Origin of the sequence: Aeribacillus composti (assembly GCF_031760945.1) — a bacterium.
GTDB lineage: Bacteria > Bacillota > Bacilli > Bacillales > Aeribacillaceae > Aeribacillus > Aeribacillus composti.
This window is the reverse complement of sequence record NZ_CP134501.1, coordinates 3,590,358-3,614,557: the sequence shown is the minus strand read 5'-3', so window position 1 is coordinate 3,614,557 and position 24,200 is coordinate 3,590,358. Positions and strand designations below refer to the sequence as shown.

Annotated in this window: 24 protein-coding genes; 20 read left to right on the top strand and 4 right to left on the bottom strand. The window is 38.4% G+C overall.

Going from position 1 to position 24,200, the window contains the following annotated elements:
• Positions 1-115 precede the first annotated feature (115 nt).
• From RI196_RS17430 to RI196_RS17395, 8 genes are all read left to right on the top strand, one after another.
• On the top strand, positions 116-1,117 hold the full coding sequence (locus RI196_RS17430) for a rod shape-determining protein (protein ID WP_063388998.1): 1,002 nt from the start codon (positions 116-118) through the stop codon (positions 1,115-1,117).
• A 289-nt stretch (positions 1,118-1,406) separates the two neighbouring features.
• Positions 1,407-2,225, top strand: coding sequence for a flagellar hook-basal body protein (locus RI196_RS17425; RefSeq protein WP_063388997.1), 819 nt, complete (start codon positions 1,407-1,409; stop codon positions 2,223-2,225).
• 16 nt (positions 2,226-2,241) lie between these two features.
• On the top strand, positions 2,242-3,072 hold the full coding sequence (locus RI196_RS17420) for a flagellar hook-basal body protein (RefSeq protein ID WP_311066649.1): 831 nt from the start codon (positions 2,242-2,244) through the stop codon (positions 3,070-3,072).
• 225 nt (positions 3,073-3,297) lie between these two features.
• A complete protein-coding gene (tnpA, locus tag RI196_RS17415) occupies positions 3,298-3,714 on the top strand; it encodes an IS200/IS605 family transposase (protein ID WP_094246129.1) in 417 nt (138 codons plus the stop codon).
• Positions 3,715-4,995 (top strand): RNA-guided endonuclease InsQ/TnpB family protein, encoded by a 1,281-nt coding sequence (locus tag RI196_RS17410; RefSeq protein ID WP_311066648.1) that lies wholly within the window; start codon positions 3,715-3,717, stop codon positions 4,993-4,995.
• A 134-nt stretch (positions 4,996-5,129) separates the two neighbouring features.
• Positions 5,130-5,396: a DNA-directed RNA polymerase subunit beta gene (locus RI196_RS17405; RefSeq protein WP_094244698.1), complete on the top strand. Its 267-nt coding sequence runs from the start codon at positions 5,130-5,132 to the stop codon at positions 5,394-5,396.
• A gap of 198 nt (positions 5,397-5,594) precedes the next feature.
• Positions 5,595-6,017: a 3-hydroxyacyl-ACP dehydratase FabZ gene (gene fabZ, locus RI196_RS17400; RefSeq protein ID WP_094244697.1), complete on the top strand. Its 423-nt coding sequence runs from the start codon at positions 5,595-5,597 to the stop codon at positions 6,015-6,017.
• 479 nt (positions 6,018-6,496) lie between these two features.
• A complete protein-coding gene (locus RI196_RS17395; protein ID WP_311066647.1) occupies positions 6,497-6,757 on the top strand; it encodes a hypothetical protein in 261 nt (86 codons plus the stop codon).
• A gap of 186 nt (positions 6,758-6,943) precedes the next feature.
• On the opposite strand, the gene RI196_RS17390 is transcribed toward RI196_RS17395, so the two are convergent.
• A complete protein-coding gene (locus RI196_RS17390; protein WP_311066646.1) occupies positions 6,944-7,402 on the bottom strand; it encodes a YwpF-like family protein in 459 nt (152 codons plus the stop codon).
• Between the two features lie 73 nt (positions 7,403-7,475).
• Positions 7,476-7,877, bottom strand: a complete 402-nt coding sequence (locus RI196_RS17385) for a helix-turn-helix domain-containing protein (protein WP_066248034.1) — start codon at positions 7,875-7,877, stop codon at positions 7,476-7,478.
• Between the two features lie 260 nt (positions 7,878-8,137).
• On the opposite strand from RI196_RS17385, the gene RI196_RS17380 reads away from it, so the two are divergent.
• Positions 8,138-8,533 (top strand): hypothetical protein, encoded by a 396-nt coding sequence (locus RI196_RS17380; RefSeq protein WP_117017298.1) that lies wholly within the window; start codon positions 8,138-8,140, stop codon positions 8,531-8,533.
• Between the two features lie 147 nt (positions 8,534-8,680).
• Positions 8,681-9,064, top strand: a complete 384-nt coding sequence (locus tag RI196_RS17375) for a single-stranded DNA-binding protein (RefSeq protein ID WP_311066645.1) — start codon at positions 8,681-8,683, stop codon at positions 9,062-9,064.
• An 826-nt stretch (positions 9,065-9,890) separates the two neighbouring features.
• Here the strand turns inward: RI196_RS17375 and RI196_RS17370 are convergent.
• Together RI196_RS17370 and RI196_RS17365 are read right to left on the bottom strand one after the other, a co-directional pair.
• Positions 9,891-12,638 carry a DEAD/DEAH box helicase gene (locus RI196_RS17370; RefSeq protein ID WP_311066644.1) on the bottom strand — a complete coding sequence of 916 codons (2,748 nt, stop codon included), beginning with the start codon at positions 12,636-12,638 and terminating at the stop codon, positions 9,891-9,893.
• A 49-nt stretch (positions 12,639-12,687) separates the two neighbouring features.
• On the bottom strand, positions 12,688-14,304 hold the full coding sequence (locus RI196_RS17365; RefSeq protein WP_311066643.1) for an SWIM zinc finger family protein: 1,617 nt from the start codon (positions 14,302-14,304) through the stop codon (positions 12,688-12,690).
• 178 nt (positions 14,305-14,482) lie between these two features.
• Between RI196_RS17365 and RI196_RS17360 the strand changes: the two genes are divergently transcribed.
• From RI196_RS17360 to RI196_RS17315, 10 genes are all read left to right on the top strand, one after another.
• On the top strand, positions 14,483-14,626 hold the full coding sequence (locus RI196_RS17360) for a YwzD family small protein (protein WP_186439282.1): 144 nt from the start codon (positions 14,483-14,485) through the stop codon (positions 14,624-14,626).
• A gap of 348 nt (positions 14,627-14,974) precedes the next feature.
• Entirely contained in the window at positions 14,975-15,112 is a 138-nt protein-coding gene (locus RI196_RS17355) for a hypothetical protein (RefSeq protein WP_311066642.1), read from the top strand.
• A gap of 163 nt (positions 15,113-15,275) precedes the next feature.
• Entirely contained in the window at positions 15,276-16,022 is a 747-nt protein-coding gene (locus tag RI196_RS17350) for a YveK family protein (RefSeq protein WP_066248041.1), read from the top strand.
• The gene (locus tag RI196_RS17345; RefSeq protein ID WP_144597815.1) at positions 16,012-16,710 is read left to right on the top strand and encodes a CpsD/CapB family tyrosine-protein kinase; all 699 of its coding nucleotides are present in this window, start codon (positions 16,012-16,014) and stop codon (positions 16,708-16,710) included. Before RI196_RS17350 ends, RI196_RS17345 begins: the two co-directional genes overlap by 11 nt.
• Positions 16,711-16,806: 96 nt before the next feature.
• Positions 16,807-17,571, top strand: a complete 765-nt coding sequence (locus tag RI196_RS17340) for a tyrosine-protein phosphatase (protein WP_311067377.1) — start codon at positions 16,807-16,809, stop codon at positions 17,569-17,571.
• A 652-nt stretch (positions 17,572-18,223) separates the two neighbouring features.
• On the top strand, positions 18,224-19,105 hold the full coding sequence (gene galU / locus RI196_RS17335; RefSeq protein WP_117017291.1) for a UTP--glucose-1-phosphate uridylyltransferase GalU: 882 nt from the start codon (positions 18,224-18,226) through the stop codon (positions 19,103-19,105).
• A 19-nt stretch (positions 19,106-19,124) separates the two neighbouring features.
• Positions 19,125-19,811, top strand: coding sequence for a sugar transferase (locus RI196_RS17330; RefSeq protein ID WP_375338771.1), 687 nt, complete (start codon positions 19,125-19,127; stop codon positions 19,809-19,811).
• 26 nt (positions 19,812-19,837) lie between these two features.
• Positions 19,838-21,100 (top strand): UDP-N-acetyl-D-mannosamine dehydrogenase, encoded by a 1,263-nt coding sequence (wecC, locus tag RI196_RS17325; protein WP_311066641.1) that lies wholly within the window; start codon positions 19,838-19,840, stop codon positions 21,098-21,100.
• An 8-nt stretch (positions 21,101-21,108) separates the two neighbouring features.
• Complete coding sequence (locus tag RI196_RS17320) at positions 21,109-23,109, top strand: alginate lyase family protein (protein ID WP_311066640.1); 2,001 nt, start codon at positions 21,109-21,111, stop codon at positions 23,107-23,109.
• On the top strand, positions 23,103-24,200 hold the full coding sequence (locus RI196_RS17315; RefSeq protein ID WP_311066639.1) for a glycosyltransferase family 4 protein: 1,098 nt from the start codon (positions 23,103-23,105) through the stop codon (positions 24,198-24,200). Before RI196_RS17320 ends, RI196_RS17315 begins: the two co-directional genes overlap by 7 nt.

The window sequence follows — 24,200 nt, the reverse complement described above, 5'->3', positions numbered from 1 at the left end:
CCGAAAATCTTGTCTTTTTTTACAAAATCATACTTTTTATGCAATTATATGATACAATAAGAAATTAGGATATTAGTTGGAGAGATGATGATTGGCAAGGGAGGATCATAGTAATATGTTTTCAAAAGATGTAGGAATCGACCTAGGAACAGCAAATGTGCTGATTCATGTAAAGGGCAGAGGCATTGTGTTAAATGAGCCTTCTGTTGTGGCACTTGACCGCAACAACGGAAAGGTGTTAGCGGTTGGCGAGGAAGCGAGACGTATGGTTGGCCGTACACCTGGCAATATTGTTGCCATACGCCCGCTGAAGGATGGTGTCATCGCAGATTTTGATATTACAGAAACAATGCTCAAACATTTTTTGAATAAGTTAAATGTCAAAGGCATTATATCAAAGCCGCGGATTTTAATTTGCTGCCCGACAAACATTACTTCAGTGGAGCGGAAAGCGATCCGAGAGGCAGCTGAAAAATGCGGCGGCAAGCAAGTCTTTTTAGAGGAAGAACCAAAAGTGGCTGCAATTGGCGCTGGGATGGAGATTTTCCAGCCGAGTGGAAACATGGTGGTGGATATTGGCGGCGGGACGACGGACATAGCTGTACTATCCATGGGTGATATCGTTACCGCCTCGTCCTTGAAAGTGGCTGGAGACAAATTTGATCTTGAAATTTTAAATTATATTAAACGGGAGTATAAGCTTCTGATCGGTGAACGAACTGCAGAAGATATTAAAGTGAAAGCGGCAACAGTATTTCCAGGTGCACGCGACGAAGAAATCGATATTCGGGGTCGTGATATGGTCACAGGACTGCCTCGGACGATCACTATTAGGTCGAAAGAAATCGAGCAAGCATTAAAAGAACCTGTTGAAGCCATTATTCAAGCAGCTAAAAATGTGTTGGAGCGCACACCTCCTGAGCTGTCTGCAGACATCATTGACCGCGGTGTTATTTTAACAGGCGGCGGAGCACTCCTGCATGGGCTTGATCTGCTCTTGTCTGAAGAGCTGAAGGTTCCGGTTACCATAGCGGATGATCCGCTGCACTGCGTTGCTGTCGGAACAGGAATCATGCTTGAAAACATGGACAAACTGCCAAAAAGAAAGTTTATATAACAAAATCGTAGCAATAAGTTTTTTAGAAATCGGCTTTTACGCCGATTTTTTTACTTTCAAATCTGAAAGACCAATTCTTGCTTTTACATACCCATTCAGCTCCCAACATCCAAATGATATTTATCTTTATGAACAGTTTGGAAAGGAGACGGAAGATAAAAGACCTATCAGAAAATTGTGATCTTTTACCTATAAGATAATAAAAAAATTGTAATGAGAATCATCGAAAAGTCCTTTATAATATAAAATTAGGAGAACATGTCGGATTTGTTGGATGGGGTGAAAAATCATGCTTCGAGGATTCTATACAGCTGCAGCAGGAATGCTCACACAGCAGCGCCATGCGGAAATGCTTTCAAACAATATAGCCAACGCTAACACGCCGGGATATAAATCTGACCGGGCTGCAATACGGGCTTTTCCGGAAATGCTTTTGTCAAGAATTGAAACAAAAAACGGTGTGACAAATATTTCGGAAGTTGGATCTGTCAATACAGGCGTTTATATGCAAGAATTGATTCCACTATTTACCCAAGGGGATATCCGTGCAACTGATTTGCCGACTGATGTAGCTTTAGTGGAAGAAGCAGTTCCAATTCATGAAGAAACGAATTTAAAAGGCACTCTCTTTTTTGCTGTTGAAACGGGAAATGGTGAAGTGAAATATACGAGAAACGGCCACTTTACGATTGATGAGCAAGGCCGCCTGACAATGGCAGGAAACCCTGTCCTGTCTGTAGCCGGAACGCCGATTATTATTGAAGGAAACGATTTTACTATTACGCCTGAAGGAGAAGTTCTGGAAAACGGACAATACACAGGTCAAACGATCGACATTCGGTTTGAAGATGATGTCCGCAATCTTGTCAATGAAGGGAACGGCTTGTTTCGAACGGCTGACGGAACAGAGCTGCCAAGTGCAATTGGAAACGGCAATGTGCAATATGTGCTGCGCCAAGGATATATTGAACGTTCCAACGTTGATGTTGCAAGGGCTTATACGGATATGCTGACAGCCTATCGTTCTTTTGAAGCAAATCAGAAGGTGCTGCAAGCATATGACAGAAGTATGGACAAAGCAGTCAATGAAATCGGCCGCATCGGCTGACAAAGAGGTGTTGTAAATGCTCCGCTCAATGATTACAGCGACTAATACGATGAATCAGTTACAGCAGCAATTGGATGCAATCGGTCATAACTTAGCGAATATCGATACAAACGGTTATAAAAAAACGAGCACAACCTTTCACGAATTGATGAGACAAGAGCTGAACAATCAGCCGGATCTTCAAAAAGAAACAGGCAGATTGACTGATTACGGCCTTCGTCTTGGCGTCGGCGCCAGACTGGATAAACAGCTTGTCTTTCATCAAGGCGCTATTAAAACGACAGGCAGAGAGCTAGATGTTGCGCTTTTACACAAGGATCAGTTTTTACAAGTGGAAGTAGACGGCGAGGTCCGGTATACAAGAGACGGTGCTCTTTATTTATCTCCTGCAAATGATGGTACGAACCGCCTTATGCTTGTGACGAAAGACGGCTACCGCGTGCTTGATGAAAATCAAAATCCGATTTACTTGGACGGAGATATTCGCGAGATTGTCATTTCTGCAAACGGGACGCTTACAGCAGCGTCACGAAATGAAGGAGAACTGCCGCAAACGGTTAACCTTGGCGTTGTCAGAGTAGACCGTCCGAGCATGATGATTTCTCTCGGCAATAATATATACGGCTTACAGCAATTAGGAAACGTGCCCATCACAGATGTGCTGACGAATTTGGAAGGGGATTTGCGGACGGAAATCGGCATGCGGCAAGGGGCTCTGGAAAGCTCAAATGTCGACCTGACTCAAGAAATTACAGACTTAATGATCGCACAACGCTCCTACCAACTAAATGCTCGGTCAATCACGATCGGCGATCAAATGCTTGGACTAATCAACACGGTGAGGTAATAGGGCGATTTCTGCAATTGTGTTGAACAGTTGAAAATCGGCAAAAATTCAATTTAACAAGTTTTACCTCTAGCCTTAAACGGGTGTTAGGATAGACAAGCGAGAATCCTCCCCTTTTTAAAGGGGAGATGAATCGCTTTTTTTTTTATATTTTATAAAGACTATATGTGGTTTATTAAAGATTGAAATAATTGGTTTTTTGTATATTTTTGATATACTATATGTATGAAGAAAACAAATTTAATTCACGCAAGAACTTGTGTTTATAATGTCAATTATCATATTGTATGGTCTGTGAAATATCGAAAGAAGGTTTTGACACAAGAGGTTGAGTTATATCTCAAGAAAATTTTTAAAGAGATTGCAGAAGAAAAAGGTTTTCTGTTGCAGATGGTAGAGGTGGGTGAACAAGATCATATTCATGTATTTGTATCAGCTCATCCAAAAATAGCACCTTCTTATATTGTCAAAATGTTAAAAGGGATTTCAGGGAGAAAAATTTTTCTGCAATTTCCTGAAATCAAACAAAAATTATGGAAAGGAGTATTATGGAACTCTAGTTATTATATTGAAACCGTTGGCTCTATTAGTGAGGATGTCATAAAACGCTATATTGCTAACCAAAAGAAAGGTGGTGACTAAATGAAAAAGGTATCGTATTTCACCTATAAAGCGAATCGAACCAATCAAATCATCTTATATCACTTGTGTTATGCCAGTCGTAAGTTATGGAATGTGGGGAACTATGAAAAACGGAATTGGTCGAAAGAACAAGGTGTACCGTTCCCGAATTGGTATGAACAGAAAAAACGATTAAAAACACATTTTTGGTATAAACAATTACCTGCTCAATCAGCACAAGAGGTCTTAAAAGTCTTGCAAGAAGCGTGGGTGTCTTTTTTCAAACTAAAGGAAAGCAATGGAATAGATAATCCACAACCACCACGATTCAAGCATCAAAACTTTAATGTCCGTTTTCTAAATAACAGTTTCAAATTGGTGGAGAACAATACCAAAATTCGTGTACCCATTCCAAAGGCTCAAAAAGCCTTTTTAAAAGAAACGTATGGATTGGAAGAAAGTTATCTTTATATCCCGATTCCGAAACATATCGAAATCGAAAAGATAAAACTGATTGAAGTGAAACCCATCAGTCGAAAAGAATATACGATTTATCTGATTCAAGAATACAAAGATGTACCATTGAAACAAAAGAATAGCACGAAATTTTTATCGATTGACTTAGGGATTGCCAATGCGATGACTTGTTATGATTATCAAGGAAAAGCACACATCATTTCAGGAAGGCAATGGCTATCCGTTGAACGCTACTTTCATAAACAAATCGCCCATTTTCAAGCGATTGGTTTCGCTCAACAATGTGCTAAAGGAATACAATACCCGAAACCTTCCAGACGTGTGTTACAACTTTATCAAAAGAAAAGAAAACAAGTGCATCACATGTTGCATTGTATGACAAGAAAAGTGATTGATATTGCTCTGCAACAAGGAGTCGAAACGATTGTGATTGGTGACATTACAGGTATACGAGAACAAGCGAAATTCAACAAGAAAACGAATCAAAAATTGCATGGTTTTCCGTATGCGAAAATCATTCAAATGATACGGTATAAAGCGCAGGAGCAAGGAATAGATGTTCGTTTATCAACCGAAGAATACACCTCTCAAGCATGTTCAGTATGCCAAATGTTCCCTTGTGAAGAAAACGCAAAGCCGAGTAATCGGATTCATCGAGGGTTATATGTATGTAACGACTGTCATACAACCATCAATGCGGATGTGAATGGTGCTATCAATATCAGCAAAAAGTATCTGAAAGAGATTAAGGCTTTATCTCAATCAGTAGTGGTGTTGGACACGCCGACTGTGTATACGTTTAACGGACAACAGTTCGTTGCGTAGAACAGGAAGCTCGTCATTTCAATGACGAGTAGTTCACCGTGAATATAGAAATAGGTCTTTTTGATCTTTGACCTTAAAAGAAGCTGCTGTATCAGCTTTTTAAAACTTGTTATTTTTTTAAGGGAGTTTTTATGATGGCTGCTCAGGAAAAAGTTGATATTTTAACAAGGGAAGAACGGAAAAAAGCGAAAAAAGAGGACGGAGTCAAGAGAAAAACGCGCACACGAGTCCGGCTTATTCCAATTTGGCTTCGTCTCATTTTACTTGTTTTTGGAATGGTCATCAGCATGGCAATCGGTGCGATAATCGGATATGGAGTGTTGGGGGACGGACGTCCACTAGATGCACTTAAACCGTCTACATGGCAGCACATCATAGATCTTGTTGAAAAGGACGCGTAATTCTAATATACTTGATGAAAGGCTGGGGGAATTTTCCTCCTTGTTAAGATCTTCTGCAAGACTGGTTCTAAGAAACGAGCTGTGCATTGCTCAGATGCCGGAGATCGGGAGACGAAAAAATGGGGCATAAATCGTTTATTAGAGCCATAAAAAGCTGCGGAAACAGACAATCGTTTTAATCCTTAAGGAGGCATCTTCATGTTGGATATTCAGCAAATAAAAGAGATCATACCACATCGATATCCGTTTTTGCTAGTCGATCGAGTTGTTGAATTAGAGGAAGGCAAGCGGGCGGTCGGCATCAAAAATGTCACAATTAATGAACCGTTTTTTAACGGACATTATCCGGATTATCCGGTTATGCCAGGCGTTTTGATCGTTGAAGCACTGGCTCAAGTAGGCGGCGTTGCCATGATGAAAAAAGAAGAATATAAAGGGAAGCTCCCTCTTTTTGCTGGCATTGATAAATGCCGTTTTAAAAGACAAGTACGCCCCGGGGATCAACTAAAACTGGAAGTGGAAATGATCGCACAGCGGGGTCCGATCGGAAAAGCAAAAGGAATTGCAAAGGTTGATGACGAAATCGCTTGTGAAGCTGAATTAACATTTGCTGTGAAATAAACGGGTGCCTTATAATGGCATCTGTTTTTTATTAAAAAGCAAATTAGACAGCCGCTTTTTTCAAAAATTTTCAAGGAGGCTGTTGTATTGACCTCGTTTTGAATGTACTTGCATCTTAAAAGATCTTCTTTCTGTATTCTCTCCCAAAATTTTTGATGTGCTCCAGTACGGTGTATTCATCTCTATATCTTCATTTTTTATTTCTTCTGATGTTGAAAATATGGCTTTCGTTTGTTTTTCCCCGATTATGAGCCCTTCTAAAGTGTTTTCTCTTACATTTGGATATGAAAATGTTGGATTGCAAAAGTTTATTTTCGAAATCGTTCTTTTACGAATATTTCTTCTTATCCTTTCTTCAATCTATGTCATCATATACTGAAGGTTGAAAAATTCAATCTGTGTTTTAGAAAAATTTGTTGAATGTGTTAAAAATACTTGGGCATGTTAAGAACGTATAACAATAAGAAAGGAGCAATCATATGAAAAAGAAATGGATGTACATGTTATTTAGCATGCTAATGGCGTTGATGGTGGTGACAGGGTGCAATACGAATGATGAGGTCCCTCCGGACAATAATAACGATACAGAAGAAAATACAGGTCCAACAGATGAAGACAATAACGGGAATACTTTAGATGAAGAATTGCCACCGGATGAAGAAGAAGGTGCTGATAACAATCAAGATGATACTGCCGACGATAATAACGACGAAAACAACGAAGAACAAGAAAATCAATAATTGAAGAAGGCCGTCTGTGCCTTCTATTTTATTTTTAGGAGTTAAATGAGGTGTCTCATAACTGATTTAAGTTAAAATTGATTAGATGTGGAGCATCTGCGGTTTCATCTAGGCAAATCTGGTCCAAGGATTTTTGTTGGCTTTCTCATTAAATACGCATGACTATCCTTTTTCATGGAGGACTATTCAATTTTTTTTAAATCGGCATTTTACTTTCGGATCATTGATTTTATTGATTGCTTTACTAAATGCCTCCAGCAGCTCTTGTCCGGATAGACCTTTTGAAATTAGTTCTCTGAGGACCATTTCTGCTTCCTGTTTGGAAGTTCGGTTATTATAAATTCTGCCGTCAAATAGGACAGAAATATGATCCTTTAACATAGTGATCGAACGAATTTTTGCAATGATATGAGCGGGTCTGTTATTTTTTTTAGTAATCGTGGCTAAAAGCTTGAGTTCATCATTATTTTGCAAATGGTGTTCAAAATAAGGACGAAACTGTTTAGAAAGAAGCGCCTCAATTAACCACGAATTTTCGCCGTCCTCTTTATTAATGATCAGCCCATCAGCAAGAGGTAAATTTTCGATGCGGTTTTCCTGATCTTTCCTCTCAACTTTCAATTCGACAAGCTTAAAGGTTTTCATGGTTCAAGGCCCCCAACTAGAGTTTATGCTTTATTATAACATAAAATAAAAAAGGCTTGACAAAAGTCAGCCTTTACTCTATTTTCAACAGTTCATGAATCATCGTAGCAACATACTGGGATAATTGCTGTTGATTATGATTCGTTTTCGCTAATTTTTTAATCGCATCGTATAAATTGGGATGTTTTATTAAAAAGTCAATTACTTCCTCCAAATGTTTTTCTGACCGATATGGTTCAAGCACTTCTGCCAACATGCTCGGGGTACCGCCTTGACCAACTAGATGATCAATGCTGATTTCGAGTGCTTCACTAATCGAAACAAGCTGCTCCAGACTAGGCTGCTGCACTCCAGTTTCCAATTTGCTGATTACTGATCTTGTCATATTCAATTTTTCGGCCAGCTGTTTCTGAGTCCATCCTTTTTCTTTTCGGAAAAATTTCATATTCATTTGAAATTTTTGCTGTGCGTTCACGATTCCACCAACTTTTCCATACCATTAAAAAATATGGTAAAGGAAAAAGAAGGCATCGTCAGATCGTAATAAGATCAATAAAATAAACGTTCAGTATTAGAACGAAATTGAAAAATGAAGAAAATACAAGAGATAAGGAGAATTTTCGACATTTTATAGGAAAAATGAACTAAAATACATATATTACAAATATTTCGTAAATATAGATAATTTTGACATTAAGGATTATACTTTTTTAAAAAGGCCTAAGGGGGGATTTGATGACGAAATATAAACTCAAAAAAATTCATATTATCCGCGGTCATGAAAATAGAACTAGAAATAAGGAATTCATGATGTTGAGGATTGGCGATTTTTCCGAAAATGAGCTTAGCTATCATTATTTTCAAATCCCGAGCGATGCGGTAATTGATGTATATTTTCAAATGGAGGATAAATTGTCAATATTGCGGGTAATGTTTGGTATGCAAGAAAAGCAGTTTTATGTTCAATTGTTTACATACGACCACACAACTCTTCGCTATAAAGAAGAAATCATCGATGAGCAAATGAAATCTTCTCCAATCTTCTCAAAGCTCTTGCAGAACATACACATCTATGGGTCGAATCATTTTTCCTTCATTGCGACAAAAAATATGAAAAATCGCGAAAATTAATAAATCTTTGTTTATTTTCGAAAAATAGCTATAGGAAAATGAGAAAATCAACGTCGTTAAAGGCGGAAAAATCTAAAAATAGACATTTTTCTATTTTTTTAACTTCAGCTACAATAAGGGTGCACATTACGAGAAGGGAGGGATGATGTGATCAACCATGTGACGCTCGTCGGTCGATTAACGAAAGATCCTGAAATCCGCTATACAAGTGAAGGGGCTCCTGTTGCCAATATTACGCTGGCTGTGAGCCGCAACTTTCGCAATGCGGCAGGGGAAATCGACACAGATTTTGTTCATTGTACACTTTGGAGACGAACAGCTGAAAATACTGCAAATTACTGCCGGAAAGGATCGATCGTTGGCGTAATCGGAAGAATTCAAACGCGAAACTATGAAAACAGCGAGGGCAAAAAAGTGTACGTAACAGAAGTTGTTGCGGATTCCGTTCGATTTATGGGCACTCCGCCGCAAAGAATACGGGCAAGAGAGCTTTTCGATCCGGAATCCGCACCTGAACAGTCTGAGGCATAGTAAGTCTGACTTTAGAGGAAAAACAATCCTTTCGTCCTCAGCAAAATAAGGCATGTTTGATGTAAAGTAAGTTTGCTTTTGATTCCGCAGAAGAAACGTAAATCAATCTTATGAGAAGAAAGTCCACCTTTTGACACAAATCGAAAATGGACTTCCGTTAGCTAAGTCGTCCGCTTTTTTCCTTCCAGTGAAAAGAAAAAATCACAAGGCATCCCCTAAAAGCTCCCTCAACCTTTGGCCAGCCGTTTTTTTGAGGCTGGCTGTTTTGTTGAGAGGAAAGGAATTATCAGCTAATGAAAGGCAAGAGCCGTTTTTTAGAAATGACGTTTTGATACATTTTGTTCAAATTTTTTAGAGATGAAAATGATGCTTCATTTTATAAAAGCTTCAACCGCTCCATTCTTGGCTTCCTTTTAATGTATTTATGCTGTTTCGTCGAGACTGCTTCCAGCTTTCGGTCTTTGCCTCAGCCTCATTAAAATTGATAAGACTCCCAGATCTTTTTTTGTGGTGTATAGACTCCGCTGCTCACTCCCAAAAAGAGTGGTTAAAAGAGTTCTTATTTATTTGCAGCTTTTATTAATTCTTCATAAAGTTTTTCCCATTCCGGGGCATGTGCTTCCGTTTTAGAATCTTTTTTTGCCAAGAAGATTCCCTCCTTTTTTAACAGCTTAAGAATGGAATAATCCCTTTGCTTTCAAACTTTGACAAAAGAAGTCGCTAAAGTAGACACGGTCACTTTTTAAAAAGCTTTACATTTAAAAAAACCTTAACACTTTATCTCTTTTTTTATTCCTCAGTCGTTTTCGATCGATGCAGACACGCTTTATCGTCTTTCTTCATTTCTGAGTGCAATTAAGTCCTTCAATTCTTCTGTGGAAAGTTCGGTGATCCAGTTGTCGCTTTGGATCAGCTCTTCGTTTAATGCTTGTTTTTTCTCGATCATGTCGTCGATTTTCTCTTCAATTGTGCCGGTAGTAATCAGTTTATGCACGTGGACAAACCGCTTTTGGCCGATGCGGTAGGCGCGGTCGGTTGCCTGGTTTTCAACGGCCGGGTTCCACCAACGGTCAAAATGGATGACGTGGTTGGCGGCTGTCAAATTTAATCCTGTGCCTCCGGCTTTCAGCGACAAAATAAACAAGCGGCTGCCTCCATTTTGAAACGTCTCGACAAGTTTGTCCCTTTCTGTTTTGGATAAGCCTCCGTGCAAAAATAAAACGTCTATTTTAAATGTTTTTTCAAGCAAGTTTTTCAGCATTTTCCCCATTTGAATGTACTGGGTAAAAATTAAACAGCTTTCGTCTTGATTCAAAATAGCTTCAACTAATTCAAGCAGCTTATCGATTTTATGAGACCGGCCTTGAAGAGTAGAAACAGCCTCTTCCTTCAAATAAAGAGCGGGGTGATTGCAAATTTGTTTCAGCTTGCCCAGCATTTTTAAAATGAGTGCTTTCCGCTCGAAGCCGTCCGCTTTCATTACTTCCTCAAGTGTGTCTTTGACAAGCTGTTCATATAATGATGCCTGCTCGACGGTGAGCGGCACGTACTCCTTTTGTTCTTGTTTTTCCGGTAAATTCAATGCGACATGCTCATCGCGTTTTGTTCTTCGAAGCAGAAACGGCCTGATCATGCTGCGCAGTTTTTGAATTTTGTCCGGTTTTTCCCCTTTTTCGATCGGAAGCACATATTGCTTCTGAAATTGGTGAAGGCTTCCTAAAAGACCTTTATTGATAAAATCAAAAATGGCCCAAAGCTCCGTTAGGCGATTTTCTATCGGCGTTCCTGTCAGCGCAATGCGCTGATGGCTGTTCAATTTCCGGATAGATCGCGATTGTTTCGTATGGGCGTTTTTAATATTTTGCGCTTCATCGATGCAGAGGCTGGACCAATGAACAGAAGAAAGTTCGTCAAAATCAACGTGGCTTAAGCCGTAAGATGTCAAAACAATATCGGAGTCCAAAACCTTTTTTTGAAATGCTTCGCCTTTTTTCCGGTTTTGGCCGTAATGTAAATAAACGTTTAATTGAGGAGCGAATTTTTCTATTTCCTTTTGCCAATTGCCGAGCACGGACGTCGGCACGATGATCAGTGCGGGCGTTTCCGGCTTCTCCCGTTCCTTTACATATTGAAAATAAGCAATCATCTGCACTGTTTTCCCGAGCCCCATATCGTCTGCCAAACATGCGCCAAAACCGAAGCGGCGTAAAAATAACAGCCAATCCAAGCCTTGTTTTTGATAAGGTCTGAGGGTGCCGGCGAAATGCTTCGGCATGCTTACGGAAGGGATTTCCGAAAGCTCCCCCAGCTGCTTCACCATTTTTTTTAATGTGCTGTTTAATTTGATTTCGATCCCAGCAAATGGGCGCTCTAGCTCGTCCCCCTCTTCGCGATTTCGCCCAAATTCCTGCTCTAAAATATCAAAAATGTGGAGGCCCTCTTTTTCTGCACGCTTCAGCATTTTTTTCATCTGCTCGATCATTGACGGATCAAGCATGACCCATTTTCCCCGTATGTTGACGAGCCGCCGTTTTTGCTCAACCAGCTGTTCAAATTCTTCTTCGGTCAGCTCCACGCCGTTTGTTGCGATCCGCCAATTAAAGTCGATGAGGGAATTCATCCCGACAAACGATCTTCCTTTCGGGACGGTATTCACATGCGCTTTCAATGCCAGGCTCGATTGCTTCACCGCCTGCCACCAGGATGGCAAAAGAATCTCGATGCCTGATTTGATGAATGTTTCGCTTGCTTCAAATAAAAAACGCCACGCCTCCTGTTCGCTTAATAGAGCTTCTCCATTTTCAAATGCAAGCCATGGGACGATTGCAGTAAGGCGCTGCTGTTCACGCTCAATTGTGTCCGTATATTTCCGCCATTTAGCCGGCAGCGAGCTTTTCCCCTTGTATAAAAGAAAAGAATCTTTGTCTGTTTGATCACGCAAAAACATTTCCAGCTTCCAAATGCCACCATCCTGTTCAGGTTCATTTAGACGGAAGCCGATTTGAAACGGCCGATCGTTTAATCGCCAGCCTATATTCTCAAGCCAGTCCTGTTCGTCAAGAAAATGCCCTTCAAATGATGTGAGCAAAGGATATGTTTCGACAAGCTGATCCCAAGCACGTTTCGCTCCTGCGCTTCTTTCCAAAAGGTCAGAAACGGCAGCGGAAAACCATGGAAGATCAATTTCCTTAACCGTGTTATCCTTCGGCTTCCAGCCCAGCTTTCCTTTTTGCCAAGATGAATAGTCAGGCATGAAGTTACCGGTCTGAACAAGCTGAAAAATCAGTTCAGCTGTTTGCGATGTCTGGTCAAGATCGCTAGAAAAGGAAATATTGAGCAAAGAGTTGACAGGTCGTTTGGCAAAAAATTCGACCGCCTGCCACGGCGAAAGCAGAATACAATTGTCTGATACACGCAAATCGGTGCCGTAAAAGGAAGAAGTATGCCAAATAAATGCATATTGCTGCCATTCCTTAAGCGCAAGAAAGGTGCCAACTTCATCTGTACACCAAATGCTGTATTGATGATCTCCGATTTTCTCGGCACAAATCACAAGACTAGTTGTGGTGAACATGTCCCCACTTCCTTTTCTGTTGAATACTTTTGATCTTTAAGCGTGTGCATTACATCAATTTTCCTTTTACGAGCTCTTCTTGAAAAGCGCGAAGGCGTTTATACTCGCTCGTAATATGCTGAAAATAGTGTTCCCAAGTGTCCATATCGCCCGTTTTTTTATAAACGCGTTTCAGTCTTTTTAAATATTTCACAGCGTCTTTGTAGCTTGATCGGTTTTTGGCAGCGATTTTGCCGGCAATTTCTTGATGCAATAGGGGAAGCAGCACACCGGGTGCTTTTTTTTCAATGACAGTAAGAAGCCGGCTCTCTACATCATCTAGAGAGAAACCGATCGAAAGCTGAAGCTCCGCCCATGTATGAAACAGGCCTTTTTCTATTAAATATTCATGATAAACTGCATAGCTGTACGGAAGAAGCTTTCGGCAAGCGTGTTCGAACGTCTCGTCATCCCCAGCTTGAGCGCGATAATGTTCAAACTCATTTAATAAATAATATATTGTTTCTTGTCGATCGTAAAAATCTTCCACTTGAATATACAAATTGGCTTGATCAAGAATCACCGGGACCCATTTTCGGAACCGTTTAAATTCTTTTCGTTTGTTCATCGATATAATCCAATCAAACAAAAACGGCAAAAGAGGAAGATCAGTTTCATGCAAGTAATGGATGATATGGTCTTCGTTTTTGTCTAAAAAATCAAAATGGAAAATAGCGAGTTCGCATTCAAGAATGAACAAACCGTCTTTTTTCATTTCATCATCTTTTCGATGTTCAAGCATCGTCCGCTCTTCTTCTATCCACTTTTTTCGGTTCAGCAAATGCTCCCAGATGATCCGGTAAATAACGACTCGCTCGTAAAGAAAAGCTTTGCCGCAAAACAAAAGCTCGCGGATGTGATCCGTCATGTCATGTAAAATAGGATCAGCGGAAAAAGGTAAAGGCGTTGTTTTTATTTGCTTTACATGTTCAATGATCGCAAGCTGCAATTCTTCTATCACTTGAGCAGCGTATTGGAAAAGAGCTGGCGAATTTGTATTTGTTTCGTTTTGATGGCAAAAGCGGCAAATTTCAACAAGCAGACTACTTGCCAGCATGATATGGTAGAGAGGTTTTAATTCTCGGTTTTTAGGCTCCTTCTTTTTCAGAAGAGGATACACTTTATACCAAATCGCGTAAATTCTTTGTGTACCGAAGAGTGTTTCAACATTGTCCAATTCGGCTTTAAAAAGCTCCGACCAGTCTTCGGCCGGTTGTTCACTCGGCTTCATTCCTTTTTGAATCAAGCCTTCCTCCTTCAACACGGCCAGCTTTTTATTCGGTTTTTCTTTCCACTTGTTAAAAAAGTCACCGAGATCGTCTGTTAATGCATAAATATATAAAAAAACAGCAATGAGATGACGGCATGGAAACTCATTAGAACAGGAGCAGCTTGACAGCTGAAAATATTCCAAATCAAGCTTGACATGAGCGCGCTTTACGTCCTCAACTACTGCCGCCGTAATAAATATTCCTTCTTGCTTGACATTAAACACGTTTCCTTGTCTATATAAAAGAAACCCTTTTTTCATCCATTCACGGTGTTCCTCTGTTTCAGGGGAAAGCATGTTCATTACTTGTTCCGAACATTGAAGCACTAATTGTTTATCGAATATATGGGAAGGCATGAGAAGGTCCGCTCCTTTGTCGTTTATAGCAACACGTTCCTTACGATTATAGCGCAAAATGCGAAATCGAACACGATTCTTGTCTAGTAAACTATTGCAACTTTGCTTTGAAGTTTGTATAATTGTCATATCTTGCTGTTTAATTTTGTAAAAATTTGAAGAAAGGAAATTTTTCAGAATGAAAGAGACAAAGAAGATCCAGGACGAATTTCTGAAAATTCTCCTTAATGCGTATAAGCAAGGTGAAACAAACGAACATGTCACAACGAAAGAATTATTAAAACAGCTTGAACACGAGATTAAAAAGGTGTATGTATCATAGCTGTGGGATTGTGACATTATCCCACATCATACTGAAAGTAGCAGGCATCCGCCAGATACTTTCAAGCAAAAATAGAAATATACGAAATCAAGTAGAGAAAAACGGTTTGTTTTCTCTACTTGATTTATTTTAAGTGACTTATCTGACATCTCCTTTCATTCTGCATGTTTTAAAAGCTAGGGAACGTTTGATTGTTCTATCTCCACCGAACTAAAAATAAGCCTTTTTTCCTGTAAACATCATAAGGCGGCTGACCGATATGGGTATTGTAGTCTTACTTCCATATTACTTTAGTAAGAATTTTGATATATCAGCCAAGAAAAGTGTGTTCGGGGGAGGGTAAAGGGTTTGAAGAAAGGTCGATGGCTGACGCCGGAAGAAATCGAAGCAAGAAGAAAAATCAAAAAAATGTGCCTTTATATCGCTTTTCCGGTTTTTGCTGTTGCCATTGGGGCGGCTGCCGCAATTTTGCTGAATACGATGTAGGAAGAAAGTGTAAGGAGGAGAATTGAAACGATTCGCCTCCTTACGCTTTTTTCTGAAAAAGGACAAAATTCTCTATAAAAAATGTCGGATCAACTAGATGTTGGAAGAGTTTAATATTATAATAAATTGATAGGTAATGACATATTTTGCAACGGAGGTTAACATGGAAGAAACAATTAGCTTAAAAGAGATATTGGATACATTGAAAAAACGGATCAGCTTAATTATTCTCATTACGGCGATTGCAACGGCGGCAAGCGGCATTGTCAGCTATTTTTTTATTACTCCGATTTATCAAGCTTCCACCCAAATTTTAGTCAACCAAACGAAGGATGACCAAGCCGCTTTTCAATACAACGAAATTCAAACGAATTTGCAGCTCATTAATACATACAATGTCATTATTAAAAGTCCAAGGATTTTGGAGCTGGTGATTGAAGAGCTGGGTTTAAACGAGACGGTCGACGAATTAAATGAAAAAATTACGGTCGGAAGCGAAAAGGACTCGCAGGTCGTCAACATTTCCGTTCAAGATCCTGATCCGAATCATGCAGCAAATATTGCCAACACGATCGCGAGCGTTTTTCAAAAGGAAATTAAAAATATTATGAACGTTGACAACGTCAACATTTTGTCGAAAGCGGAAGTGAAAGAGAATGCTTCTCCTGTCAAGCCGAAGCCTGTCTTAAATATGGCGATTGCGTTTGTTGTCGGATTGATGGCCGGCGTTGGACTTGCGTTTTTGCTTGAGTATCTTGACAACACGGTAAAGACAGAGCAGGATATTGAGAAGCTTTTGGAGCTTCCTGTGCTTGGGGCAATTTCTGAAATGGACAATGAAATGAACAGTTCGACAATGAATCAAGCGGTAAAAAAATCGAGAGTCAGGGGTGAGACGTATGGCGCCTAGAGCGAAAGGAATGAAGCAAAAACAGCGCACATTGGTCACGGCGCTCAACCCGAAATCGCCGATCTCTGAACAATACCGGACGATTCGGACAAACATTCAATTTTCGTCTGTGGACCATGAAATTCGTTCAATCATGATTACATCAACAGGCCCTGGAGAAGGGAAGTCGACAACGGCGGCAAACTTGGCTGTTGTGTTTGCTCAGCAAAGGAAGCAGGTGCTGTTAATTGACGCTGATTTGCGCAAACCGACAGTTCATTATACATTCCGTCTGCAAAACATTCACGGATTGACGAGCGTGCTGTTAAGAAATGCGACTTTACAGGAAGCTGTGTCGGTAAGTGAAGTTGATCATTTGGACGTTTTAACGAGCGGACCGATTCCTCCGAATCCAGCCGAGCTTTTGTCATCGAGAAGCATGGTGGAGCTGCTCAAAGAAGCTTATGATCATTACGACATTGTGATTATTGATTCTCCGCCTCTTTTAGCGGTAGCGGATGCGCAAATTTTGGCTAATCAAGTCGATGCGTCGATCATGGTGGTGGCAAGCGGAAAAACGGAGAGAGAAGCAGCGTTAAAAGGAAAAGAATCATTGTTGTCGGCAAAAAGCAAGCTGTTAGGAGTTGTATTAAACGGCAAGCCGCAGAAAGACAGTCATTATTACTATTATTACGGCGGGAAAAATTAGGTATTTTTTCCTATTTTTCTTTGAAAAAAACAGTCTACTTGTTTAAAATGAGAAATATCTGATTTTTTTCCGTGATTTGAAGGATGGTGTCGTATGATGATTGATCTGCACTGTCATATATTGCCGGAAGTGGACGATGGAGCGAAGCATTTGACTGAAAGTATCGAAATGGCGCGAGCGGCTGTCCGTCAAGGGATTTCGGTCATTACCGCTACACCGCACCATAAAAACGGGAAGTTTGACAATGAATGGAGCTTCGTTAAAGAAAAGACAGAAAAATTGAATGAAACATTGAAACAGGAAGGAATTCCGCTTACAGTTGTTCCCGGCCAAGAGATCCGGCTGTACGGGGAACTGCTTGAAGACTTTTCGGCTGGGAACTGCGGCGGTTTAAATCAGTCAAACTATATTTTAATTGAGTTTCCTTCAAACCATGTGCCAAGATATGCGGAACGGTTGATATTTGATATGATGATGGCCGGGCTGAATCCGATCATTGCCCATCCAGAGAGAAACAGCGAAATTGCGCAAAATCCCGACCTTTTGTACAAGCTTATAAAGCAAGGAGCGGCAGCACAGCTGACAGCAGCAAGCATTACGGGAACGTTTGGCAGCAAAATTAAAAAATTTTCTTTCGAGTTGCTAAATTCCAATCTTGTCCATTTTATTGCTTCAGATGCGCACGATTTGAAGTATAGGAGCTTTCACATGCAGGAAGCTTTTGCGGAAGTGGAAGAACAATTTGGCATAGATGCGGTCGAATATTTCAAAGAAAACGCCGACTGCGTCATTCGAAACGAAGCGATTTACAAAGAACCTCCCGAGCGCATCAAAAAAAAGAAGTTTTTTGGAATTTTCTAAATTACAATATATGACTGGCTATTTGACAGATTGTTTTGTGAAATAAAAGATGCCTTAAAAAGGTGATGTCTCTTTACCTTTATCAATAGAGGCACTCGGCCGCGCTGTGGGTGCTTCCAAAAGGACACCTTAGACGCTAGTCGTCGATGGTGCGGTGTGAGGGCGGGTTAGATGCCCGGTTTATTAACACGGTATATTGAAAGAATTCACTGGATAACGCCCAAAATTGTAGGCAGCTGTCAAGCATTCTTTACTCTGCATGGAAAGGAAAATTATACTATTTTATGAATGATTGGATTGAGTAAAAAAGCAATATTGAACAAACACAAGAAAGTATTGATAAAATTAACAGGAAAACATTGACTTATATAAAAAATCTTAATTGAAATTTGCATCAAACATATTAAGCTTTGTTTATTATACAGTCTGCAAATTGTCAGTAAATAATTTACCTAAAACAGAGAGAACTAAATAAAGAGTATTTAAACAAAAAATGCTAAAACTAAAAAACAAAACTGGAAAACCACTGGGGACGACATCAAGTGGTTATTTTTTTTTCAAAACCGATATGAATCTACGTATGCTCTATTGATGAATAGATTATACGTAGGTCCGTATAAACAAAAAGTACAAAGGGAAGTGAGTGAGTATATTGAAAAAAGTGAGGAAAGCCATCATACCAGCTGCGGGGCTCGGAACAAGATTTTTGCCTGCAACGAAAGCGATGCCGAAAGAAATGCTGCCGATCGTTGATAAACCGACGATTCAATACATAGTAGAGGAAGCGATCGAATCCGGAATTGAGGACATCATCATCGTCACCGGAAAAGGAAAAAGAGCGATCGAAGACCATTTTGACAACAACTTTGAACTCGAACACAATTTAGTGGAAAAAGAAAAATTTGATCTCTTGGAAAAAGTGCGCCAATCTTCCAAAGTAGATATTCATTACATACGGCAAAAAGAACCAAAAGGGCTTGGACATGCTGTCTGGTGTGCCCGAAAATTCATCGGCGACGAACCGTTTGCTGTACTTCTTGGAGATGACATCGTGCAGGCGGACAAGCCTTGCTTAAAACAGCTAATGGACGAATATGGAAAAACGGGAGCATCGATCATCGGCGTACAGCCTGTTCCTGAAGAAGAAACACACCGCTACGGCATCATCGAGCCGCTCGAACAAACGGGCCGCCGATACGAAGTCAAAAACTTCGTCGAAAAACCGGCAAAAGGAACCGCGCCATCCAATCTCGCCATCATGGGTCGGTACATACTGACACCTGAAATTTTTCTGTTTTTAGAAGAACAAAAAATTGGAGCCGGCGGCGAAATCCAATTAACAGACGCCATCCAAAAACTAAACGAAATTCAACGTGTCTTCGCCTACAACTTCGAAGGAAAACGATATGATGTCGGAGAAAAGATCGGATTTATTAAGACGACGATTGAGTTTGCGATGAAAAACGAAGAACTGAAGCAAGAGCTGATTCAGTTTATGGAAGAGTTGATAAAAGAGGAAAGGATAACAAAATAGAGAAAAAGGGTGAGTCGATTTGGCCTTTGTGAAAGCATCTAATCAAGAGGATACAAATCAGCAGCTATTGTTAATTGACAAAACAGCGGTTAATCATAAAAGAGGATATTTGCTTGCGAAACGAATTATGGATTTATTGGGAGCGTTTCTCGGAATTATACTGTTATTACCTGTTTTTATCATTGTAGCTATTTGTATCAAACTTGAAGATCCAAAAGGTCCTGTGTTCTTCAAGCAAATACGCATCGGCAAAGACGGCAAAAATTTTTATATGTATAAATTCCGATCGATGGTTGTAGATGCGGAAGAACGACTAAATGATCTATTAAAATATAACGAAGTATCCGGTGCGATGTTTAAAATAAAAGAGGATCCAAGAACTACGAAAATAGGAAAATTCATCCGAAAAACAAGTATTGATGAACTTCCGCAGCTTTGGAACGTTATTAAAGGAGATATGAGTTTAGTTGGCCCCCGTCCTCCACTGCCTAGAGAAGTAGAACAATATACAAAGTATGATATGCAAAGACTGCTTGTGACTCCTGGATGCACAGGCCTTTGGCAAGTGAGTGGGAGAAATGATTTAGGATTTAATGAAATGGTAGAACTGGATTTAAAATATATTCGTGAGCGTTCGATTTTATATGATTTAAAGATCATACTTAAAACGATTAAAATAATGATTAAACCGAATAGTGCTTATTAAAAATGAAGAAAAGAGGAATGCATAAAATGAAAAAAGTTTGTGTGATTGGCTTAGGGTATATTGGATTACCAACAGCGACTGTATTAGCGCACAATGGATTTGAAGTTCATGGAGTTGATATTAACGAAAAAGCAGTTGAGTTAATCAATAATGGGCAAGTACATATTTATGAACCTGATTTAGATATAATGGTCAAAAAAGCGGTAGAGAGCGGGAATTTAAAAGCATCTGTTGTACCTGAAAAAGCAGATGTTTTTATTATTGCCGTTCCGACGCCGTTTAAAGAAAATCATAAACCAGATTTGACTTATGTGGAACAAGCAACAAGATCCATTTCTCCTTACTTAGAACCAGGAAATATTGTTATTTTAGAATCGACAAGTCCTGTTGGAACAACAGAGAAAGTGGCAGAATGGATTTTAGAAGAGAGAGCAGATTTGAGTATTGATGAAAATCATGAAAAACGTATATTTGTTTCTCATTGTCCAGAACGGGTTCTCCCAGGGAAAATTTTAAAAGAGTTAATTGAGAATGATCGTATTATTGGTGGCATTAATGAGGAATCGACGAAAAGAACAGTTGAATTTTATAAGAATTTTGTAAAAGGAAAAATATTAGAAACGAACGCGAGAACTGCAGAGCTATCTAAATTAACAGAGAATGCGTTTCGTGATGTAAATATCGCGTTTGCCAATGAGCTCTCTATGATTTGTGATGAGCTCAACATTAATGTGTGGGAGTTAATCAATTTAGCGAATCATCATCCGCGTGTGAATATTTTGCAGCCAGGTCCTGGGGTAGGTGGGCACTGTATAGCGGTCGACCCTTGGTTTATTGTGGATGCAGCTCCTGAAACAGCAAAACTTCTTCGAACAGCTCGTATGGTAAATGACTCCAAACCGTATTTTATCATTGAAAAAATTAAAGAAGCAACGAAAAATCTCCAAAACCCAACAATTGCATGTCTAGGTTTAGCGTTTAAAGCAAACGTGGATGATTTACGAGAAAGCCCAGCGGTGAAAATTGTAAAAGAATTATCTGCTATTTATGATCAAACTATATATGTAGCTGAGCCGCATATCGAGGATATTCCAAAAGATTTACTAGAATTAAATGTCCAACTTGTAAAAACAGAGGATGCGATTGAAAAGGCTGATGTTGTCGTGTTACTAGTAGATCACGACTGTTTTAAAATAATAGAAAAGAAAGCACTATCCAATAAAATTGTTATTGATACGCGTGGGGTGCTCCCGATAACAAGTAATATAGAGGTATCGATGACAATTTAGGAGGAAATATGGGAGAACTAACACGAAAGATACAAAATTTAAGAAAACTGCCAATCGATAAAGCTTTAAAGAAAATTGTGATTAAATTATATGAACTACCTTATTACAAGTTAAGAAAAGAAATAATTAAGCTTAAGCCAATTGATATAGATGATAAATATTTTAATAATTTTAAACCCAATTGTGATTTTTTCTTTAATATTACAGATAAACAATTATTAGTAGAGAAAATTAAACAGCTAAACATTGAAAAACAAATTATTAACGACGCTAATAAAATCTGTTTCCATATATTTAACCTATTAGGTTCAGGCGATATATATCTTGGAAAGCAGCTGCCTTGGAATACAGACTTTAAAACAAACTTTGTTTGGGAAAACAAGTTTTATAAAGACATTAAAATAGTAGACTTGTCAAACAATGCAGATGTTAAAGTTCCTTGGGAATTATCTCGTTTTCAACATCTGTTTACGTTAGGTAAGGCTTATTGGTTAACTAACGATGAAAAATATGCCATAGAGTTTAAAGAAGAAATTGAAGATTGGATAGAAAAAAATCCGGTTGAGATGTCAGTCAATTGGACTTGTACAATGGATGTTGCAATAAGGGCTGTCAATTGGATTGCAGCCTATTTCTTTTTTAAAGACTCTCCATCAATCGATAAGAATTTTTGGATTCAATTTCATAAGTCCCTATACCTACATGGTCGATTTATTATTAAAAACTTAGAAAATAAAGGACCGCATACCGGAAATCATTACTTATCTAATATTGTCGGACTAGTTTGGCTTGGTCTTTATTTTGGTTCATTTATTGTAAATGATCGAAATAAGAGCAACAATCCTAAAAAGTGGCTTGACTATGGACTTAGTGAATTAGAAAAAGAAATGTTTGTTCAAAATAATCCGGATGGTACAAACTATGAAGCCTCTACTTCTTATCATCGATTAGTAACAGAGTTATTTTTAAAGACTACGGTGCTATGTACTAAGAACAATATAGATTTCACTAAGGATTACATGGCTAGGTTGGAAAAAATGTGTGAATTCATTATGAATATCACTAAGCCAAACGGATTAGCTCCAATCATTGGTGACGCTGATGATGGTAGGTTATTAATTTTATCTAATTATAGCACATGGATAAAAAACGATTTCCGCCATTTACTAGGTATAGCAGGAGAGCTATTTGATCGAGATGACTTCCGGTATTATGGAAAAGATTATATTGAGGATACGCTATGGATTTACCAAAGCTATAAAGGTAATGTAGAAAAGCCTGAACAACTAACATCCATTGCTTATAAAGATGGAGGGTATTATATTTTAAGAAATGATCGGGTTTATTGTTGTATTAGATGTGGAGAGCTTTCATTCAGAGGAGATGGAGTCCATAGTCATAATGATCAGTTAAGCTTTGATCTCAATGTAGATGGAGAGGATTTTATTGTTGATCCAGGTTCGTATGTCTACACGGCTGATTATAAAATGAGAAATCTCTTTAGAAGTACAGAAATGCATAATACAGTACAAGTAGAAAAGCTTGAACAAAACGATTTTGAAGAATATAACCTATTTTATATGAAAGAACAAACACATGCTAAAAATCATGGATTTAACATGAACTTTTTTGAGGGGACGCATATAGGATTTAAAGAAAAGTGCAACGTTATTCATAAACGAACCGTATTATTAGAGGAAAGTAGTGTTTTAATAAAAGATCAGTTAATTGGGGATACAAATAAAAATGCTCAACTCACGTTAATCTTATCTCCAGATGTAGTGGTCAAACTAGAGGAAAATGAAAATAAAATTGTACTTGAAAAAGGAAGTATATGTATCAAATTTGATTATATACGAGATCTCAAAATAGAAAATTGTTGGGTTTCGAATTCATATGGTTATAAGCAATCGAGCAAAAAGATAACCATACCTTTTAGCAAGGAACTTTCAATTAAAATGACTATTGAAACAAAAGATAAATTGAATTGGATGGAGAGTTTATGGTAAAAAAAATAGCTTTATTTGGAACTTATCCTCCTCCCTATGGTGGCCGATCAATTCATGTAAAAAGATTGGCAAAGAATTTAGTAGACCAAAATGTTGAAGTCCATATATATTCCAATACAGGAGTTTTAAAGAAAAGAAAAGGGATTAAATTACGCAAAACAAAAAGCATATTATTTTATATTTTAAAAGAAAAATATGATATTTTACATTTTCACGATAGAAATTTTAAATTAATTGCTATACTTGTCTTTCTATCAAAAATCCTTAAATATAAAACAGTTTTAACTTATCATAGCTTTAGAGACGATCCACAGTCTTATAATCTTATAGAAAAATTACTTTTTAAATACTGTATTAAACGAATTGATCAATTTATATGCGTTGGTTCGAATGAAAAAGAAAAATTAAGTCAATTTGTTTCTAATTCAAAAATTAAAGTCATCCACAGCTATATACATCCTTTTGAAGACGAAGGGGATTATCATTTAATACCAGATAATGTAAAAGATTTTATTCAAAATAGCAACTTTTTAATTACCGCCAATGGAAATATAAAGTTCTTTAATAATGAGGATATGTATGGTTTCGATTTATTAATAGAACTGCTAAATTACTTAGTTAATCATAAGAGTTATAATGTACAATTGCTACTAGCAGTTCTTGGAGTAAATGAACAGACTAAGGATGAAAAAGAATATTACAATCTCCTTCAGAAAAAAATCCAACAGTATAAACTCAATAAATATATTTGTATTTATGAAGTAAAAGACACAGAGTTATTTCCGATATTAAAAAGATCAAAATTATTTATAAGACCAACAAATACAGATAGTTATGGAATTTCGATAGCTGAGGCAATCTATGCGGGTATTCCAGCTATAGCAAGTAATGTATGCGAAAGACCCGAAGGGACAGTATTATTTGAATCGAGAAATATAGATGATTTATGTAGTAAAACGCTGGAGATAATAGAGAATTATGAATATTCCAAGCAAAAGATTAATAACTTTAAATCTGAAGATTGTTTTAATTCCATTTTTTCTCTGTATAAACGAATATATGATGATATTAAAGATATGAGAGAGGATTAG

Excerpts from the sequence above, each read along its gene's own strand:
- RI196_RS17430 (WP_063388998.1), top strand. The coding sequence starts at position 116 with ATGTTTTCAAAAGATGTAGGAATCGACCTAGGAACAGCAAATGTGCTG.
- RI196_RS17425 (WP_063388997.1), top strand. The coding sequence starts at position 1,407 with ATGCTTCGAGGATTCTATACAGCTGCAGCAGGAATGCTCACACAGCAG.
- RI196_RS17420 (WP_311066649.1), top strand. The coding sequence starts at position 2,242 with ATGCTCCGCTCAATGATTACAGCGACTAATACGATGAATCAGTTACAG.
- tnpA (WP_094246129.1), top strand. The coding sequence starts at position 3,298 with ATGAAGAAAACAAATTTAATTCACGCAAGAACTTGTGTTTATAATGTC.
- RI196_RS17410 (WP_311066648.1), top strand. The coding sequence starts at position 3,715 with ATGAAAAAGGTATCGTATTTCACCTATAAAGCGAATCGAACCAATCAA.
- RI196_RS17405 (WP_094244698.1), top strand. The coding sequence starts at position 5,130 with ATGGCTGCTCAGGAAAAAGTTGATATTTTAACAAGGGAAGAACGGAAA.
- fabZ (WP_094244697.1), top strand. The coding sequence starts at position 5,595 with ATGTTGGATATTCAGCAAATAAAAGAGATCATACCACATCGATATCCG.
- RI196_RS17395 (WP_311066647.1), top strand. The coding sequence starts at position 6,497 with ATGAAAAAGAAATGGATGTACATGTTATTTAGCATGCTAATGGCGTTG.
- RI196_RS17390 (WP_311066646.1), bottom strand. The coding sequence starts at position 7,402 with ATGAAAACCTTTAAGCTTGTCGAATTGAAAGTTGAGAGGAAAGATCAG.
- RI196_RS17380 (WP_117017298.1), top strand. The coding sequence starts at position 8,138 with ATGACGAAATATAAACTCAAAAAAATTCATATTATCCGCGGTCATGAA.
- RI196_RS17370 (WP_311066644.1), bottom strand. The coding sequence starts at position 12,638 with ATGTTCACCACAACTAGTCTTGTGATTTGTGCCGAGAAAATCGGAGAT.
- RI196_RS17365 (WP_311066643.1), bottom strand. The coding sequence starts at position 14,304 with ATGCCTTCCCATATATTCGATAAACAATTAGTGCTTCAATGTTCGGAA.
- RI196_RS17360 (WP_186439282.1), top strand. The coding sequence starts at position 14,483 with ATGAAAGAGACAAAGAAGATCCAGGACGAATTTCTGAAAATTCTCCTT.
- RI196_RS17350 (WP_066248041.1), top strand. The coding sequence starts at position 15,276 with ATGGAAGAAACAATTAGCTTAAAAGAGATATTGGATACATTGAAAAAA.
- RI196_RS17345 (WP_144597815.1), top strand. The coding sequence starts at position 16,012 with ATGGCGCCTAGAGCGAAAGGAATGAAGCAAAAACAGCGCACATTGGTC.
- RI196_RS17340 (WP_311067377.1), top strand. The coding sequence starts at position 16,807 with ATGATTGATCTGCACTGTCATATATTGCCGGAAGTGGACGATGGAGCG.
- wecC (WP_311066641.1), top strand. The coding sequence starts at position 19,838 with ATGAAAAAAGTTTGTGTGATTGGCTTAGGGTATATTGGATTACCAACA.
- RI196_RS17320 (WP_311066640.1), top strand. The coding sequence starts at position 21,109 with ATGGGAGAACTAACACGAAAGATACAAAATTTAAGAAAACTGCCAATC.
- RI196_RS17315 (WP_311066639.1), top strand. The coding sequence starts at position 23,103 with ATGGTAAAAAAAATAGCTTTATTTGGAACTTATCCTCCTCCCTATGGT.